The organism is Ectobacillus soli (genome assembly GCF_042610425.1).
In the GTDB taxonomy this organism is placed as follows: domain Bacteria; phylum Bacillota; class Bacilli; order Bacillales; family Bacillaceae_G; genus Ectobacillus.
Genome location: NZ_JBGJZM010000002.1, coordinates 553,784 through 570,295 on the forward strand (window position 1 = coordinate 553,784; position 16,512 = coordinate 570,295).

Here is a 16,512-nt window from a genome sequence, read left to right on the forward strand (position 1 = left end):
TCGAAAAAAAGCCCCTTCTATTAAGAAGAGGTCGATAGAGAATGAAACTAGCTTTTTTTCGGAATTTTTATCGTAATTTGATAGTATTCTTCATACTCTTGTTCCTCGGAATCAACCTTTAATCCGCTATCTTCAACCATTTGTAGCGATTGGCGAATCGTATTCATTGCAATTCGCATATCTCGACTTACGGCCTTACGTTTTTGTTTCGGCTTAGGATTACTTGGCTGTAAAACTTTTGCAACACGTTCTTCGGTTTGCTTTACGTTTAAATGAAAATCTAATATGTCTTGAAGAATTTTCAGCTGTGATTCTTCTTGTTTTAAGGGTATAAGTGCACGAGCATGTCGTTCGGTTATTGATTTATCTAATAATGCTTCTTTAACTCGTTCTGGAAGCTTTAAAAGACGAAGTTTATTAGCAACCGTAGATTGTCCCTTACCAAGACGTTGCGCAAGAGCTTCTTGGGTTAAATTATGTAAATCTAATAATTTTTGATATGCCATTGCCTCTTCTATGGCAGATAGTTCTTCCCGCTGCAAATTTTCTATCAGTGCTACAGAAGCTGTCTCCGTATCGTTCATATTTCTAATTATAGCAGGTATTGTTTCCCAACCCAACTTTGAAACTGCACGAAATCTTCTTTCACCAGCAATGATTTCATACCGATTTTCTTCATACATTCGCACTACAATAGGTTGAATCATTCCATGCGTTCGAATTGTTAAAGCTAGTTCATCAATACGAGCATCGTTAAATACAGTTCTTGGTTGATATTGATTGGGAATAATATTTTCTATTGGAATTTGAACGACTTCATCACGGAGTATGTCTTTATTTTCATCTTGCCCTAGTAAATCGTCCTTATCTCCCAAGCCAAGCAGACGAGAAAATGTATGTTTCATACTACTCCACCACCTCCTATTGAATACTAAACAAGAAATGTTCCACGTGAAACATTAGGGCGCTACTTATACTATTCCATCATAATTCGAATAAGATTTACTTTTCAATAGGCAATTTATTTGGCATACCGGGTTTACGTGGATATTTCTTTGGCGTTTTTCTACATTTTTCAATAATGATGATGTTTCGCTCACTTTCTTCAATTGGTAATTGGAAGGTACTACTATCACGAATTTCCCCTCCAAGAACTTGTATGGCATGTTTGCCTGCTTCCAATTCTTCTTTAGCTGCAGCACCTTTCATGGCAATAAATGTGCCACCTACTTTTACCAAAGGAAGGCAAAGCTCACTCAAAACAGACAAACGTGCTACAGCTCTAGCTGTTACAATATCAAATGATTCACGTATACCTTCTTTTCTACCAAATGTTTCTGCCCGGTCATGATAAAAGGCAACATTCTCTAGTTCAAGTGATGATGCTAAATAATTTAAAAACGTAATTCGTTTTTGTAAGGAGTCAACAATGGTAATTCGCAGCTGCGGAAAACAGATTTTTAAGGGGATGCTAGGAAACCCAGCACCTGCTCCTACGTCACAAAGGGAAAGAGGTTTAGATAAATCATAATAAAAGGCAGCTGTAATGGAATCAAAAAAATGCTTCAAATACACTTCATCTTTTTCAGTGATAGCAGTTAGATTCATTTTTTCGTTCCACTCTACTAACAGTTGGTAGTAGATTTCAAATTGATTAAGCTGCAGAGGAGAAAGGAAAATCCCTTTCTCCTCTAACATCGATTGGAAAAGTTGCATGTTCATCTCTTTATATCTCCTACCTGTTTATTGATTAGATACTCTAGCAATTTTTCCTTGTTCTAAATAAACAAGTAAAATTGAGATGTCAGCAGGATTTACTCCCGAAATACGAGATGCCTGACCAACAGACAAGGGTCGTACTGCCTGTAATTTTTGACGAGCTTCTGTTGCAATACCTGTGATAGCTTCATAATCAATATTCGAAGGAATTTTTTTATTCTCCATTCGTTTCATACGTTCCACTTGTTGTAACGATTTTTCAATATAACCTTCGTATTTAATTTGAATTTCAACTTGCTCCGTGATTTCATCCTCGATTGGCTCTTCACTAGGAATAATTGCGTTGATATGTGCGTATGTCATTTCTGGTCTTCGTAGTAAATCACTTGCACGAATACCATCCTTCAGCTCACTTCCGCCTGCGTTTCGAATAAGTTCTTGTACTTCTGGTGTTGGCTTAATAATTGTTGAGGAAAGGCGAGCTTTTTCTTTTTCAATTCTTTCCTTTTTTGCCATAAAACGTTCATAACGTTCATCTGAAATCATCCCAATTTCATGACCAATTTCCGTTAAACGTAAATCAGCATTGTCATGACGAAGTAACAAACGATATTCGGCGCGAGATGTAAGAAGTCGGTAAGGTTCATTCGTTCCTTTTGTCACCAAATCATCTATTAAAACGCCAATGTAGGCATCAGAACGATCTAAGATTACTTCTTTTTTACCTAACGCCCGGCAACCAGCATTAATACCAGCCATAATACCTTGACCTGCCGCTTCTTCATATCCAGAAGTTCCGTTAATTTGACCTGCCGTATATAAATTTTGAACTTTTTTTGTTTCTAGTGTAGGCCAAAGCTGCGTTGGTACCATTGCATCATATTCAATGGCATATCCTGTTCGCATCATTTCCACATTTTCAAGACCTGCGATTGTTTTTAAAATTTCACGTTGGACATCTTCAGGCAGACTTGTAGATAATCCTTGTACATAAACTTCCTTCGTATTTCTACCTTCTGGTTCTAAAAATAGCTGATGTCTCGGTTTGTCGTGAAAACGAACAATTTTATCTTCAATAGATGGGCAATACCGTGGACCTCTACCTTTTATCATACCAGAAAACATAGGAGACCGATGAAGATTTGCGTCAATTAAACGATGTGTTTCTTCGCTTGTATAAGTGAGCCAGCATGGAATTTGATCCATCAAAAATGTTGTTGTTTCAAATGAAAATGCACGTGGAACATCATCACCCGGCTGTATTTCTGTTTTGCTATAATCGATTGTATGTCCATTTACACGTGGGGGGGTACCAGTTTTAAAGCGCACTAATTCAAAGCCTAGTTCTTCTAAGTGTTGTGAAAGTTTAACTGCAGGCTGTTGGTTGTTAGGACCACTTGAATATTTTAAATCCCCAATAATTACTTCACCACGAAGGTAAGTACCAGTAGTGACTACAACAGTTTTGGATTTGTAAACAGCACCCGTATGTGTAATGACTCCCTTACATTGCCCCTCTTCTACAATAAGACGCTCTACCATACCTTGGCGAAGTGTCATATTAGGTGTATTTTCAATTGTATTTTTCATTTCATGCTGATACGCAAATTTATCGGCCTGTGCCCGAAGCGCACGAACAGCTGGCCCTTTCCCTGTATTTAACATTCTCATTTGAATGTAGGTTTTATCAATGTTGCGTCCCATTTCTCCGCCCAACGCATCAATTTCACGAACAACAATTCCCTTAGCCGGACCTCCAACAGAAGGATTACATGGCATAAATGCGACCATATCCAAATTTATTGTTAATAATAATGTTTTGGCTCCCATACGTGCAGCAGCAAGTCCTGCTTCGCAGCCAGCATGACCTGCACCTACAACGATGACGTCAAATGAACCAGCTTCATATTCCATTTTGAATTCCTCCCTTTACGTTATTTTCCTAAACAAAACTGAGAAAATAACTGGTCAAGTAAACTATCTTGTACGGTGTCTCCTATAATTTCACCAAGTATCTCCCATGTTCTCGTAACATCGATTTGCACTAAATCAATGGGAATCCCACTTTGTATGGCTTCTATCGCATCCGTAATTGTTCTTTCGGCCTGTTGTAACAGTCCAATATGTCTGCTATTTGAAACGTATGTTAAATCCTCTGACTCCATCTTTCCTTCAAAGAAAGCTGCGGCTATTGCCTGTTCTAGCTCAGTAATCCCTTTTTCTTCAAGAAGAGAGGTTGCAATAATTGGAGCATCTGCAGATAATTCCTGTACACGGTTTAAATCAATTTGTCTGGGTAAATCGGTTTTATTTACGATAACAATGCTTTCTTTTCCTTTAATAGCAGCAAACAACTCCACATCCTCTAGCGAGAGTGGCTCATTTTGATTAAGAACAAGCAAGATTAAATCCGCCTTCTGCAACACATCCTTAGATCGTTGCACCCCAATTTTCTCAACAATATCCTTTGTTTCCCTAATACCTGCAGTATCTATTAAACGGAGAGGTACTCCTAATACGTTCACATATTCTTCAATTATATCACGGGTTGTGCCCGCAATATCAGTCACGATTGCTTTCTTTTCTTGAATAAGACTATTTAAAAGAGAAGATTTCCCTACATTGGGACGTCCTATAATGGCAGTAGCAATTCCTTCTCGTAAAATCTTCCCTTGTTTTGCCGTTTCTAACAGTTTACGAATTTCTGCTCGAACTGCTTCTGTTTTTGTAAGCAGTACGTCGTGCGTCATTTGCTCTACATCATCATACTCTGGATAGTCAATATTTACTTCAACATGCGCAACTGTTTCAATTAATTGTTGCCGTAAATTCTGAATGAGCTTTGATAAGCGTCCTTCTATTTGATTCATAGCAACATTCATCGCACGGTCAGTTTTTGCACGAATCAAATCCATGACCGCTTCTGCTTGAGATAAATCAATGCGCCCGTTTAAAAAAGCACGCTTCGTAAATTCACCAGGCTCTGCAAGTCTTACTCCTTGCGCTAAAATAAGCTGCAAGACACGATTTACTGATACAAGACCACCGTGACAATTCACTTCTACTACATCTTCTCGTGTAAATGTTTTTGGCGCGCGCATTATTGAAACCATAACTTCTTCAACGGTGACATTTGTATGTGGATCCACGATATGTCCATACTTGATTGTATGGGACTGTGCCTCTAATAAGTCTGATCCTTTAAATATCTGATTCACCTTCGCAATCGCTTCTTCTCCGCTCACCCGTACTATAGCAATGGCTCCTTCGCCAAGTGCCGTACTAATTGCTGCTATCGTATCCAGTTCCATTTCATTTCACCTCACTACCTCTTTTAAACTTCCTCATTGTACGTTTTCGTACTTTGTCTATGTTAAGTTTATTTTTATCCACTAAAAAAATAGCATACCATACTGATGACTTCTAAAAAAGAATATTAACTTAATATATTATATCCTGATGATATCTTCTGTAAACTTATCCACTGTGGATAAGTCACTGTCCTATTTTCCTTCTACTTTTCCACAAAAAATGGAATAAAAAAATCGTTACCTAAATAGAAAGGTAACGATTTTTACATTTTTTAACAAATAAATTTTTTTCCTTTTCATCTAACACTGCAATAATTCATGTAGCAGAGTTCCTAGCCTGCTAAACCTATTTAAACTGCTAATTCAACCGTTTATCAATGCAGTCATTTTTTAGAGCTCTCAACTTGAGCAGTTTGCGGTGTAGGACCTTTAATGAAATAGGTTTGAGCAATACTTACAATATTCCCAACGACCCAATATAAAGAAAGTGCAGACGGGAATTGGATAGCGAAAATAACAATCATAATTGGCATCAGCCAAAGCATCATTGCCATTTGCGGATTGTTTTGTCCTGTCATAGCCATTTTTTGCTGAATAAATGTAGTGACACCAGCTAAAATCGGTAAGATGTAAAAAGGATCAGGACTTCCTAAACCAAACCATAAGAAACTGTGCTGTTTAATTTCTGCCGTACGCATAATAGCGTGGTAAAAAGCAAATAAAACTGGCATTTGAATAAAAATTGGTAAACATCCTGCAAGAGGATTTACACCATTTTGTTGATACAATTTCATCGTTTCTTGTTGCAGTTTTTGTTGGGTAGCTTGATCTTTACTACTATGTTTTTCACGTAACTTTACCATTTCTGGCTGCAACGCCTGCATTGCTTTCGTGCTTTTCGTTTGTTTAATCATAAGCGGCAGCAAGGCAGTACGGATGATTAACGTTACAATAATAATCGATAATCCATAATTATTGTTAAAGAGATTCGCAAAAAATGTAAGAACTTGAGAAAGCGGATATACAAAGTACTGATTCCAAATACCAGTGCTTTCTGGTGTAATCGGCTGGTTAACTTGATTACAGCCGCTGACAACAGCCACAAGTGCGATCATCATGACCAGAAAAGTAATTTTCTTTTTCACGTACCATTTCCTCCCTTAATAGTATGTCCTATCATTGTATTTCTTCCTTCTTCTGCTCTTGCCATGACAGTTTAATGCCAGATTTACGAAGTACGTGGGATAAACTACTCTTAAATTGCTCGTACGTCATTTCTACACAAGGCTTCCTTGCTATTATAACAAAATCCTTTTCAGAATCTATGCAATCTTTGTACTCCGTAAATACTTGTCGTATCATTCTCTTCGTTTTATTACGCACAACAGCATTTCCTAACTTTTTGCTTACTGAAAGTCCGATACGAAAATGTTCTTGACCTGGTTTATGTAAAGAATACATTACAAATTGGCGGTTCGCATTCGATACTCCTAATTTAAATACTTTTTGAAACTCCTCGTTTTTTTTTATACGGTTTTTTTTCTTCATCTGTTTAACACTCCTGTATATCGCCAGTGGAAAGGATACATTATTAGAAAAAAGACCACTGAACGATCAGTGGCCTACGCAGATAATACTTTTCTTCCCTTGCGGCGACGTGCTGCAAGAACTCTACGGCCGTTTTTAGTACTCATACGGCTGCGAAAACCATGTACTTTGCTGCGCTTACGTGTATTTGGTTGATACGTACGTTTCATGTATATGACACCTCCCTGAGGAATAACTGTTAAAGACAGTCTAATAAATTATAGTTAATATACCCTCTAAATGTCAATGCCCCAATATACTTTTCTTTATTATTTCACGCATCCACAAGCTTTTACTCAATATTCTATACTCATGTGGATAATAAAAAAAGGAAAATTAAATAATCCACAGATATTTTTTGATTTTTACACAAAAGACCCCCCTGTTGATAAAATATTGGTATGAAATGTTCTTTTTGTGGATAACTTTACGAAACAAATTGATATTACACTCTTTTTTTGATATCATATTTGTGTTTTCACCTTCGGACAAGTTTTCCACAGTCTGTTGTTATCCACAACCTGTGCATAACATGTGGACATATTTTTTCACATGTGAATAACAACTTGTCCACATGCATGGTATTTTGTCGATACATGTATTCCATGTTATATTGCAATACTTTCATTTTTTCTTACTTTGAATATTTATTCATATATGTTCTGTACAAAACTTGTACAAAGTTCGGACCCATTATAGAAAGAAGGAGGTACCTCTTTGGAAAATATAGATGACTTATGGGATCAGACTTTACAACAGCTCCAAAAAAAGGTGAGTAAGCCTAGCTTCGAAACTTGGTTAAAATCTACAAAAGCTTATTCTCTTAAAAAAAATGATTTAACCATAACCGCTCCGAACGAATTTGCCAGAGACTGGCTCGAATCTCATTATTCTGAATTAATTTCAGAAACGTTATATCATGTCACAGGAGAAGAACTTGATGTTCGCTTTATTATTCCACAAAGTCAGACAGAAGAAGACTTTGACTATACACCGCCCAATCGACGGAAGATCAACAACGATGAACCGAACCAGTTTAAGCCAAGTATGCTAAACCCCAAATACACATTCGATACATTTGTAATTGGATCAGGCAATCGCTTTGCGCATGCGGCATCGTTAGCTGTTGCAGAAGCACCTGCTAAAGCATACAATCCACTATTTATTTATGGTGGTGTTGGCCTAGGGAAAACACATCTCATGCATGCAATCGGTCACTATGTTATAGAGCATAATCCGAATGCAAAGGTTGTATACTTATCATCTGAAAAATTTACAAATGAATTTATTAATAGTATTCGGGATAACAAAGCAGTTGATTTTCGAAATAAATATCGTAATGTTGATGTTCTCTTAATTGACGATATTCAATTTCTAGCTGGAAAAGAACAAACACAAGAAGAATTTTTCCATACCTTTAACGCCCTTCATGAAGAAAGTAAGCAAATTGTCATTTCCAGTGATCGTGCGCCGAAAGAAATACCAACACTGGAAGATCGGCTGCGTTCTCGTTTCGAATGGGGGCTCATTACAGATATTACACCTCCAGATTTAGAAACGCGGATTGCGATATTGCGAAAAAAAGCACGAGCTGAAGGTTTGGATATCCCGAATGAAGTGATGTTGTATATTGCTAATCAAATTGATAGCAACATTCGTGAGCTAGAAGGTGCTCTTATACGAGTGGTAGCCTATTCTTCTTTAATTAATAAAGATATTAATGCCGATCTTGCGGCAGAGGCATTAAAAGATATTATTCCAAATTCAAAACCAAAGGTCATTTACATTAATGATATTCAAAAGGTAGTTGGGCAAGTTTTTCAAATAAAGCTAGAGGATTTTAAAGCAAAAAAACGAACAAAGTCAGTAGCGTTCCCTCGACAAGTTGCTATGTACTTGTCAAGAGAGCTAACGGATTCCTCTCTTCCTAAAATCGGAGAAGAATTTGGGGGAAGAGATCATACTACTGTCATCCATGCTCACGAAAAAATTTCTCGACTTGCCAAAACGGATGTGCAGTTACAAAAGCAAATTGAAGAAATCTGTGAGATTTTGAAGCAATAGAATAATGTGAATAAAAGTTTACTATTTACTCACAGTCTATCCACATGTTGATAGACTGTTTTTTCCTTACTAAAATGGACTTATCCACATATCCACAAGTATTACTACTATTACTACTATTTTTTATTATTATTTAATTAAATATATTCCATACGCAGGAGGTATTTTTATCATGCATTTTATCATTCAAAAAGAACAGCTTGTTAAAGGTGTTCAAGATGTAATGAAAGCTGTATCTGTCCGAACAACCATTCCGATTTTAACGGGGATTAAAATTGTTGCAAACAGTGAAGGTGTCACCTTAACAGGAAGTGATTCTGATATTTCAATTGAATCTTTCATCCCTACTGAAGAAAATGGAAATGAAATTGTACAAATAATTCAACCTGGCAGCATCGTATTACAGGCAAAATATTTTAGTGAGATTGTAAAGAAATTACCAAAGGATACCGTCGAAATAAAAGTAGAAAATCATTTTTCAACGCAAATTAAATCAGGAAAGTCAGAATTTAATTTAAATGGTTCCGATCCCGAAGAATATCCACTTCTTCCTCAACTGGAAGAAAATCAAGTTTTTATGCTCCCTACTGATTTGTTAAAGCATATGATTCGTCAAACCGTATTTGCAGTTTCTACATCTGAAACCAGACCTATCTTGACAGGTGTAAACTGGAGTGTGTATAACAACGAATTGACTTGCGTTGCTACAGATAGTCACCGACTTGCCCTTCGCAAAGCAACTATTTCCGGAAGTTCACTTTCTGCATCCTTTCAAGCGAATGTTGTTATACCCGGGAAAAGTTTGAACGAGCTTAGCAAAATATTAGATGACACCGAAGAAACTGTAGATATCATTATTACGGAATATCAAGTGTTATTTAGAACTAAGCATTTGCTATTTTACTCACGTCTGTTGGAAGGAAACTATCCTGATACATCACGACTTATTCCATCTGAAACCAAAACAGACATTTTGATCAATACAAGAGAATTTCTTCAAGCTATAGATCGTGCTTCTTTACTTGCAAGAGATGGTAGAAATAATGTCGTTAAGCTTTCTACACTTGAAGACAATCAAATTGAAATTTCATCTAATTCGCCTGAAATTGGGAAAGTTGTAGAAGAAGTAAACTGCGAAAGCATTGAAGGGGAAGAATTAAAAATTTCTTTTAGTGCAAAATATATGATGGACGCACTAAAAGTACTTGATAGTACAGAAATAAAAACAAGTTTTACAGGGGCTATGCGACCGTTTTTAATACGTTCTTTAGATAATGACAGCATAGTCCAATTAATATTACCTGTGCGAACATATTAATTACTTTATCGAACTCGCGCAGTTTTACACTTGGAAGTAGTAATATGCTATATGAATGGACCGATTACAGAATGATGAGACATCATGCTTCTTGTAACGGTCCATTTCGTCTGTCAGTTTTTTATCCTGTATAATTTGCTTCTAAATTGATAAAAAATGAAATTGTATACCCAATCATTGTTGATACGTATTTTTTTTAGTACAATGAAAGAATGAACACTTTTAGAAAGTGAGCGATTTTTATGAAAATTATTTCAATTTCTACAGAGTATATTACGCTTGGACAGTTTTTAAAGCTCGCTGATCTAGTAAATACAGGAGGAGCATCTCGTTGGTTTTTACAAGAACATGAAGTGTTTATAAACGGCGAACCTGATAATAGACGAGGAAGAAAGCTTTATAACAACGATACGGTTGAAGTTCCATCATTCGGAACATTCCAAGTGAAGGCGAAGTAAGGGAGGCATCCCTTTGTATATTGAGGAGCTAGCTCTACTAAATTTTCGAAACTATAAGGAACTTGCACTCTCTTTTGAAGATAAAGTAAATGTTATTATCGGGGAGAATGCACAGGGCAAGACAAATTTAATTGAATCGATTTTCGTATTAGCCATGGCAAAATCTCATCGAACCTCAAATGACAGAGAGCTTATCAAATGGGACGCAGAGTATGGTAAAATAAAAGGGAAGCTTCAAAAACGAAACACATCCCTCACCCTAGAGCTTATGCTCTCCAAAAAAGGAAAAAGGGCTAAAGTAAATGAATTAGAACAATCCAAACTAAGCCAATACATCGGAGAGATGAATGTTGTCATGTTCGCTCCGGAGGATTTGAACTTAGTAAAAGGAAGTCCACAAGTTCGAAGGCGCTTTATCGATATGGAACTGGGACAAATTGCACCTGTCTATTTATACGAATTAAGCCAATATCAAAAAGTGTTAATTCAACGTAATCACTTATTGAAAAAGATGCAAGGGGAAAGTAAACACAATGAAACAATGTTAGATGTGTTTACCATTCAGTTGGTTGAGCATGGAGCGAAAATATTACTTAAGAGATTTGAATTTCTTCGTATGCTACAAGAATGGGCTGCCCCCATACATAACGGCATTAGTAGAGGGTTAGAAGAACTTCGAATTGCGTATAAACCGAGTATAAATGTATCAGAATCCATGGATTTGTCGAAAATAAAAGAAGAATACTATGATGCGTTTCAAACGATTAAAAAGCGTGAATTATTTCGTGGTGCAACTTTAATTGGTCCTCATCGCGATGACTTACATTTCTTCGTCAATGAAAAAAACGTGCAGATTTATGGTTCGCAAGGCCAACAGCGAACGACAGCACTTTCCCTTAAATTAGCTGAAATTGAATTGATCCACTCTGAAGTACACGAATACCCTATTCTCTTACTGGACGATGTATTATCGGAATTAGATGATTATCGTCAATCTCATTTATTAAACACAATACAAGGTAAAGTTCAAACTTTCGTAACGACAACTAGTGTTGATGGCGTTGAACATCAAACACTCAAACAAGCAAAGACAATTCAAGTAACAAATGGAATAGTCATTGATTAAGTCATGATTAATTTCTTCCGTTAAATGGAAAAGTGGGTGATTTTTGTGACAATGGAACAAAAGAAAATACAAGAAGATGCATATGATGAAAGTCAAATTCAAGTATTAGAAGGACTAGAAGCTGTTAGAAAACGTCCAGGTATGTACATTGGTACTACAAGCGCGAAAGGTCTTCACCATCTTGTATGGGAAATCGTAGATAATAGTATCGATGAGGCGCTTGCTGGCTATTGCAATGAAATTAACGTATTTATTGAAGAAGATAACAGTATTACAGTAAAGGATAATGGTCGTGGTATTCCTGTAGGTATTCAAGAAAAAGTTGGACGTCCTGCGGTTGAAGTTATCATGACAGTTCTTCATGCAGGTGGTAAGTTTGGCGGAGGCGGATATAAAGTGTCTGGCGGCTTGCACGGAGTAGGTGCGTCTGTTGTAAATGCTTTATCTGAAGTATTAGAAGTATATGTGTATCGTGAAGGAAACATACATTATCAAAAGTTTCAACGTGGTATTCCAGTCGGTGATTTGGCTGTAGTTGGTGAAACAGAATTGACCGGTACAACTACACATTTTAAACCGGATGCTGAAATTTTCACTGAAACAACTGAATATGATTTTGATACGTTAGCAAATAGATTGCGTGAACTCGCATTTTTAAATCGTGGTCTACGTATTACAATCGAAGATCGTAGAGAAAACAAGCAAAAGAGAGAATTTCACTTTGAAGGTGGAATTAAATCTTATGTAGAACACTTAAATCGCTCAAAAGAGGTAGTTCATGAAGAGCCAGTCTATGTAGAAGGTATGCGTGACGACATTTATGTTGAAGTTGCCTTACAATACAACGAAGGCTACGTAAGTAATATTTTATCTTTCACAAACAACATTCATACGTATGAAGGCGGTACACATGAAGTAGGATTTAAGACGTCTTTAACACGTGTAATTAATGATTATGCAAGAAAGAGCGGTATTTTCAAAGATGGAAATAGTAATTTAATTGGAGAAGACGTGCGTGAAGGGTTAACAGCTATTGTTTCCATCAAACATCCAGATCCTCAGTTTGAAGGACAAACGAAAACGAAGCTTGGCAATAGCGAGGCTAGAACAATAACGGAATCCGTTTTCTCAGAAACATTTGAAAAATTCCTTCTTGAAAATCCGGATATAGCTCGAAAGATTATCGATAAAGGTATGATGGCTACCCGTGCACGTGTAGCTGCAAAAAAAGCTCGTGAATTAACGAGACGAAAGAATGCCTTGGAAATTTCAAGTTTGCCTGGTAAACTTGCAGATTGTTCTTCAAAGGACCCATCTATCAGTGAAATTTATATTGTTGAAGGTGATTCTGCCGGTGGTTCAGCAAAACAAGGACGTGAACGACATTTCCAAGCAATTCTTCCGCTGAAAGGAAAAATTATCAACGTAGAAAAAGCTCGCCTTGATAAAATCCTTTCCAATAACGAAATTCGAGCGATTGTAACTGCAATTGGAACGGGAATTGGAGAAGAATTTGATATTGAAAAAGCAAGATATCATAAAATTATTATCATGACTGATGCCGATGTGGATGGTTCACATATCCGAACTTTATTATTAACGTTCTTTTATCGTTATATGCGTAAAATTATTGAACATGGCTATGTGTACATCGCACAACCACCATTATATAAAGTGCAGCAAGGTAAGAAAATATTATATGCTTACAATGATAAAGATTTAGAGAAAATTTATAAGGAAATACCTGCACAGCCAAAACCAAGCATTCAGCGTTATAAAGGTCTTGGAGAAATGAACCCAGCACAGCTGTGGGAAACGACAATGGACCCAGAAGCACGTTTGCTTCTTCAAGTAAATCTACAAGATGCGATTGAAGTCGACGAAACATTTGAAATGTTAATGGGTGATAAAGTAGAACCACGTCGTAACTTCATTCAGGAAAATGCGAGATACGTTAAAAACTTAGATATTTAATTTGCAACTTTGTTGCTTTTAATTTGTACGGAAATGTAAGAGGAGGCGCTAGTTGATGTCAGATAACGAGCAACAAGCCCAGATTCGAGATATAAATATTAGTCATGAAATGCGATCATCATTTTTAGATTATGCGATGAGTGTCATTGTTTCTCGGGCCCTACCAGATGTACGGGATGGATTAAAGCCAGTACATCGAAGAATACTGTATGCAATGAATGATTTAGGGATTGTATCTGATAAACCACATAAAAAATCAGCTCGTATTGTTGGAGAAGTAATTGGTAAGTATCATCCTCATGGTGATGCAGCTGTATATGCTACGATGGTACGTATGGCACAAGACTTTAACCAACGGTATATGCTTATTGATGGTCACGGTAACTTTGGATCTGTAGATGGTGACTTCGCTGCTGCTATGCGTTATACAGAAGCAAGAATGTCCAAGATATCTATGGAGCTATTACGTGACATCTCCAAAAATACGATTGATTATCAAGATAACTATGATGGTTCTGAAAAAGAGCCGATTGTTTTACCAGCAAGATTTCCAAATCTTCTTGTCAATGGTGCTACTGGAATTGCGGTTGGGATGGCAACGAATATTCCGCCTCATCAACTTGGAGAAATTATTGACGGAGTATTAGCACTTAGCAAAAACCCTGATATTACAATTGAAGAGTTAATGGAATATATTCCCGGACCGGATTTCCCTACTGCTGGTCAAATAATTGGGAAAAGTGGGATTCGTCGTGCTTTTGAAACAGGACGAGGATCTATCCTAATTCGCGGGAAAGTATCGATAGAAGAACGAGGTAACGGAAAACAATCGATTATTGTTACAGAATTACCTTATCAAGTAAATAAAGCAAGACTCATAGAGAAAATTGCTGAGCTTGTTCGTGAGAAGAGAATTGAAGGAATCACAGATTTACGAGATGAATCGGATCGTAGCGGTATGCACATTGTAATGGAAGTACGGAGAGATGCAAATGCAAATGTGCTTCTAAACAATTTATATAAACATACTGCATTGCAAACAAGCTTTGGAATTAACATGCTTTCACTTGTTGACGGCGAGCCAAAAGTTTTAAATTTAAAACAATGCTTATACTATTACTTAGAGCATCAGAAAGTAGTTATTCGAAGACGAACTGCTTTTGAACTTGATAAAGCAGAAGCTCGTGCCCACATTTTAGAGGGGTTACGCATTGCTCTTGATCATTTGGATCAGGTTATAGCCTTAATTCGTGGTTCAAGAACAGCAGAAATAGCACGCAATGGCTTAATTGAAACATTTGAATTAAGTGAAAAGCAAGCTCAAGCTATTTTAGATATGCGTTTGCAACGTTTAACAGGTTTAGAACGTGAAAAAATTGAAGAAGAATACGCAGAATTAGAGAAATTGATTGCTGAATTAAAAGCTATTCTAGCAAGCGAAGAAAAAGTACTAGAAATTATTCGTACAGAATTACTGGAAGTTAAAGAACGCTTCAATGATGTACGAAGAACTGAAATTGTCCCTGGTGGATTTGGATTCATTGAGGACGAAGATTTAATTCCAGAACAAAATATCGTCATTTCCTTAACGCATAACGGATATATTAAAAGACTTCCAACTTCAACCTATAGAAGTCAAAATAGAAATGGTCGCGGCGTTCAAGGTATGGGAACACATGAGGATGATTTTGTAGAACATTTACTAACTACGTCTACTCATAATCATATTTTGTTCTTTACGAATAAAGGAAAAGTATATCGCATTAAAGGGTATGAAATTCCAGAGTATAGTAGAACCGCAAAAGGACTTCCTATTATCAATTTGTTAGAAGTTGAAAAAGATGAATGGATCAATGCTATGATTCCAATTCAAGAATTCTCTGATGATGATTATTTATTCTTCTCTACAAAGCAAGGAATTGCAAAGCGGACGCCGCTCTCATCTTTTGCCAATATCCGTAATAATGGATTAATTGCGATTTCGCTTAGAGAAGATGATGAACTCATTTCCGTTCGATTAACGACGGGAGATAAAGATATTATTGTTGGAACTAGCGATGGGTTGCTTATACGCTTCAACGAACAAGATGTTCGCAGTATGGGTAGAACTGCTGCTGGTGTGAAGGCGATCAAGTTGAATGATGATGACCAAGTTGTTGGAACGGAAATTGCCGAAGAAGATGTAGATGTTTTAATTGTTACAAAAAATGGATTCGGTAAACGTACACCAATTGAAGAATATCGTATTCAGAGTCGCGGCGGAAAAGGATTGAAAACTTGTAATGTAAATGACAAAAACGGGAAGTTAGTTGCTGTAAAGTCTGTAAAGGGCGAAGAAGATATTATGCTTATTACAGTGGCGGGTGTTCTAATTCGTATACCTGTTGAGCAAATTTCTCGTATGGGTCGAAATACGCAAGGGGTACGTCTTATTAGTTTGAAAGAAAATGAAGAAGTGGCAACTGTTACAAAGGCGCAGCGCGAAGATGCAATTGAGGTAGATCAAGAAGAAGAGTAGGAGTATCCTCTCTAATTTTAATACAAATAGGTTTCTATACAGATTTATGTATAGAGACCTATTTTTTTCGTTTCTTTAAGAGGATAGCATAGGTGAGAAAGTGTAAGTAGAAAATGAAAGACTATTCTAAGGAAATCTATATTTTATTTGAAATTCTATACGAAATAAGTTGCATTTCACATTAGAAGTCTTTATAATAGGTCAAGTCAACAAGTCAGCTAGATATAAATCACAAAAAAAAGTTGACGATATTATGACAATGTGTTATATTATTAAAGTCGCTGAAACGCGATATTGAACTTTGAAAACTAAACAAAACAACAAACGTCAGTTTTATTTTTTATAGCTTAGACAAACTTTAACTTTTATGGAGAGTTTGATCCTGGCTCAGGATGAACGCTGGCGGCGTGCCTAATACATGCAAGTCGAGCGAACCC

At 36.7% G+C, this 16,512-nt stretch carries 13 protein-coding genes and 1 rRNA gene; 7 read left to right on the forward strand and 7 right to left on the reverse strand.

Features of this window, described 5'->3' with window-relative positions:
* Positions 1-47: 47 nt before the first annotated feature.
* The 7 genes from noc to rpmH form a co-directional block, all read right to left on the reverse strand.
* On the reverse strand, positions 48-905 hold the full coding sequence (gene noc / locus ACAN53_RS14535) for a nucleoid occlusion protein (RefSeq protein ID WP_379970839.1): 858 nt from the start codon (positions 903-905) through the stop codon (positions 48-50).
* A 97-nt stretch (positions 906-1,002) separates the two neighbouring features.
* Entirely contained in the window at positions 1,003-1,722 is a 720-nt protein-coding gene (gene rsmG / locus ACAN53_RS14540) for a 16S rRNA (guanine(527)-N(7))-methyltransferase RsmG (RefSeq protein WP_379970840.1), read from the reverse strand.
* A 21-nt stretch (positions 1,723-1,743) separates the two neighbouring features.
* Positions 1,744-3,633 carry a tRNA uridine-5-carboxymethylaminomethyl(34) synthesis enzyme MnmG gene (mnmG, locus tag ACAN53_RS14545; RefSeq protein WP_379970841.1) on the reverse strand — a complete coding sequence of 630 codons (1,890 nt, stop codon included), beginning with the start codon at positions 3,631-3,633 and terminating at the stop codon, positions 1,744-1,746.
* Positions 3,634-3,653: 20 nt separating this feature from the next.
* Positions 3,654-5,030, reverse strand: a complete 1,377-nt coding sequence (gene mnmE, locus ACAN53_RS14550; protein ID WP_379970842.1) for a tRNA uridine-5-carboxymethylaminomethyl(34) synthesis GTPase MnmE — start codon at positions 5,028-5,030, stop codon at positions 3,654-3,656.
* A gap of 383 nt (positions 5,031-5,413) precedes the next feature.
* The gene (gene spoIIIJ / locus ACAN53_RS14555) at positions 5,414-6,175 is read right to left on the reverse strand and encodes a YidC family membrane integrase SpoIIIJ (protein ID WP_379970843.1); all 762 of its coding nucleotides are present in this window, start codon (positions 6,173-6,175) and stop codon (positions 5,414-5,416) included.
* A gap of 31 nt (positions 6,176-6,206) precedes the next feature.
* Positions 6,207-6,578 carry a ribonuclease P protein component gene (rnpA, locus tag ACAN53_RS14560; RefSeq protein WP_379970844.1) on the reverse strand — a complete coding sequence of 124 codons (372 nt, stop codon included), beginning with the start codon at positions 6,576-6,578 and terminating at the stop codon, positions 6,207-6,209.
* Between the two features lie 74 nt (positions 6,579-6,652).
* A complete protein-coding gene (gene rpmH / locus ACAN53_RS14565; protein WP_379970845.1) occupies positions 6,653-6,787 on the reverse strand; it encodes a 50S ribosomal protein L34 in 135 nt (44 codons plus the stop codon).
* A 547-nt stretch (positions 6,788-7,334) separates the two neighbouring features.
* Between rpmH and dnaA the strand changes: the two genes are divergently transcribed.
* The 7 genes from dnaA to ACAN53_RS14600 all read left to right on the forward strand — a co-directional run.
* Positions 7,335-8,681, forward strand: coding sequence for a chromosomal replication initiator protein DnaA (gene dnaA / locus ACAN53_RS14570; RefSeq protein ID WP_379970846.1), 1,347 nt, complete (start codon positions 7,335-7,337; stop codon positions 8,679-8,681).
* A 172-nt stretch (positions 8,682-8,853) separates the two neighbouring features.
* A complete protein-coding gene (gene dnaN / locus ACAN53_RS14575) occupies positions 8,854-9,999 on the forward strand; it encodes a DNA polymerase III subunit beta (RefSeq protein ID WP_379970847.1) in 1,146 nt (381 codons plus the stop codon).
* Positions 10,000-10,241: 242 nt separating this feature from the next.
* Positions 10,242-10,457 (forward strand): S4 domain-containing protein YaaA, encoded by a 216-nt coding sequence (gene yaaA / locus ACAN53_RS14580; protein ID WP_379970848.1) that lies wholly within the window; start codon positions 10,242-10,244, stop codon positions 10,455-10,457.
* 13 nt (positions 10,458-10,470) lie between these two features.
* Entirely contained in the window at positions 10,471-11,583 is a 1,113-nt protein-coding gene (gene recF / locus ACAN53_RS14585; protein ID WP_379970849.1) for a DNA replication/repair protein RecF, read from the forward strand.
* 51 nt (positions 11,584-11,634) lie between these two features.
* Positions 11,635-13,557: a DNA topoisomerase (ATP-hydrolyzing) subunit B gene (gyrB, locus tag ACAN53_RS14590; RefSeq protein ID WP_379970883.1), complete on the forward strand. Its 1,923-nt coding sequence runs from the start codon at positions 11,635-11,637 to the stop codon at positions 13,555-13,557.
* Positions 13,558-13,612: 55 nt separating this feature from the next.
* The gene (gene gyrA, locus ACAN53_RS14595) at positions 13,613-16,075 is read left to right on the forward strand and encodes a DNA gyrase subunit A (RefSeq protein ID WP_379970850.1); all 2,463 of its coding nucleotides are present in this window, start codon (positions 13,613-13,615) and stop codon (positions 16,073-16,075) included.
* Between the two features lie 364 nt (positions 16,076-16,439).
* Positions 16,440-16,512, forward strand: a 16S ribosomal RNA gene (locus ACAN53_RS14600); the annotation flags it as partial.

Excerpts from the sequence above, each read along its gene's own strand:
- yaaA (WP_379970848.1), top strand. The coding sequence starts at position 10,242 with ATGAAAATTATTTCAATTTCTACAGAGTATATTACGCTTGGACAGTTT.
- mnmG (WP_379970841.1), bottom strand. The coding sequence starts at position 3,633 with ATGGAATATGAAGCTGGTTCATTTGACGTCATCGTTGTAGGTGCAGGT.
- mnmE (WP_379970842.1), bottom strand. The coding sequence starts at position 5,030 with ATGGAACTGGATACGATAGCAGCAATTAGTACGGCACTTGGCGAAGGA.
- dnaN (WP_379970847.1), top strand. The coding sequence starts at position 8,854 with ATGCATTTTATCATTCAAAAAGAACAGCTTGTTAAAGGTGTTCAAGAT.
- rsmG (WP_379970840.1), bottom strand. The coding sequence starts at position 1,722 with ATGAACATGCAACTTTTCCAATCGATGTTAGAGGAGAAAGGGATTTTC.
- rnpA (WP_379970844.1), bottom strand. The coding sequence starts at position 6,578 with ATGAAGAAAAAAAACCGTATAAAAAAAAACGAGGAGTTTCAAAAAGTA.
- gyrA (WP_379970850.1), top strand. The coding sequence starts at position 13,613 with ATGTCAGATAACGAGCAACAAGCCCAGATTCGAGATATAAATATTAGT.
- rpmH (WP_379970845.1), bottom strand. The coding sequence starts at position 6,787 with ATGAAACGTACGTATCAACCAAATACACGTAAGCGCAGCAAAGTACAT.
- noc (WP_379970839.1), bottom strand. The coding sequence starts at position 905 with ATGAAACATACATTTTCTCGTCTGCTTGGCTTGGGAGATAAGGACGAT.
- gyrB (WP_379970883.1), top strand. The coding sequence starts at position 11,635 with ATGGAACAAAAGAAAATACAAGAAGATGCATATGATGAAAGTCAAATT.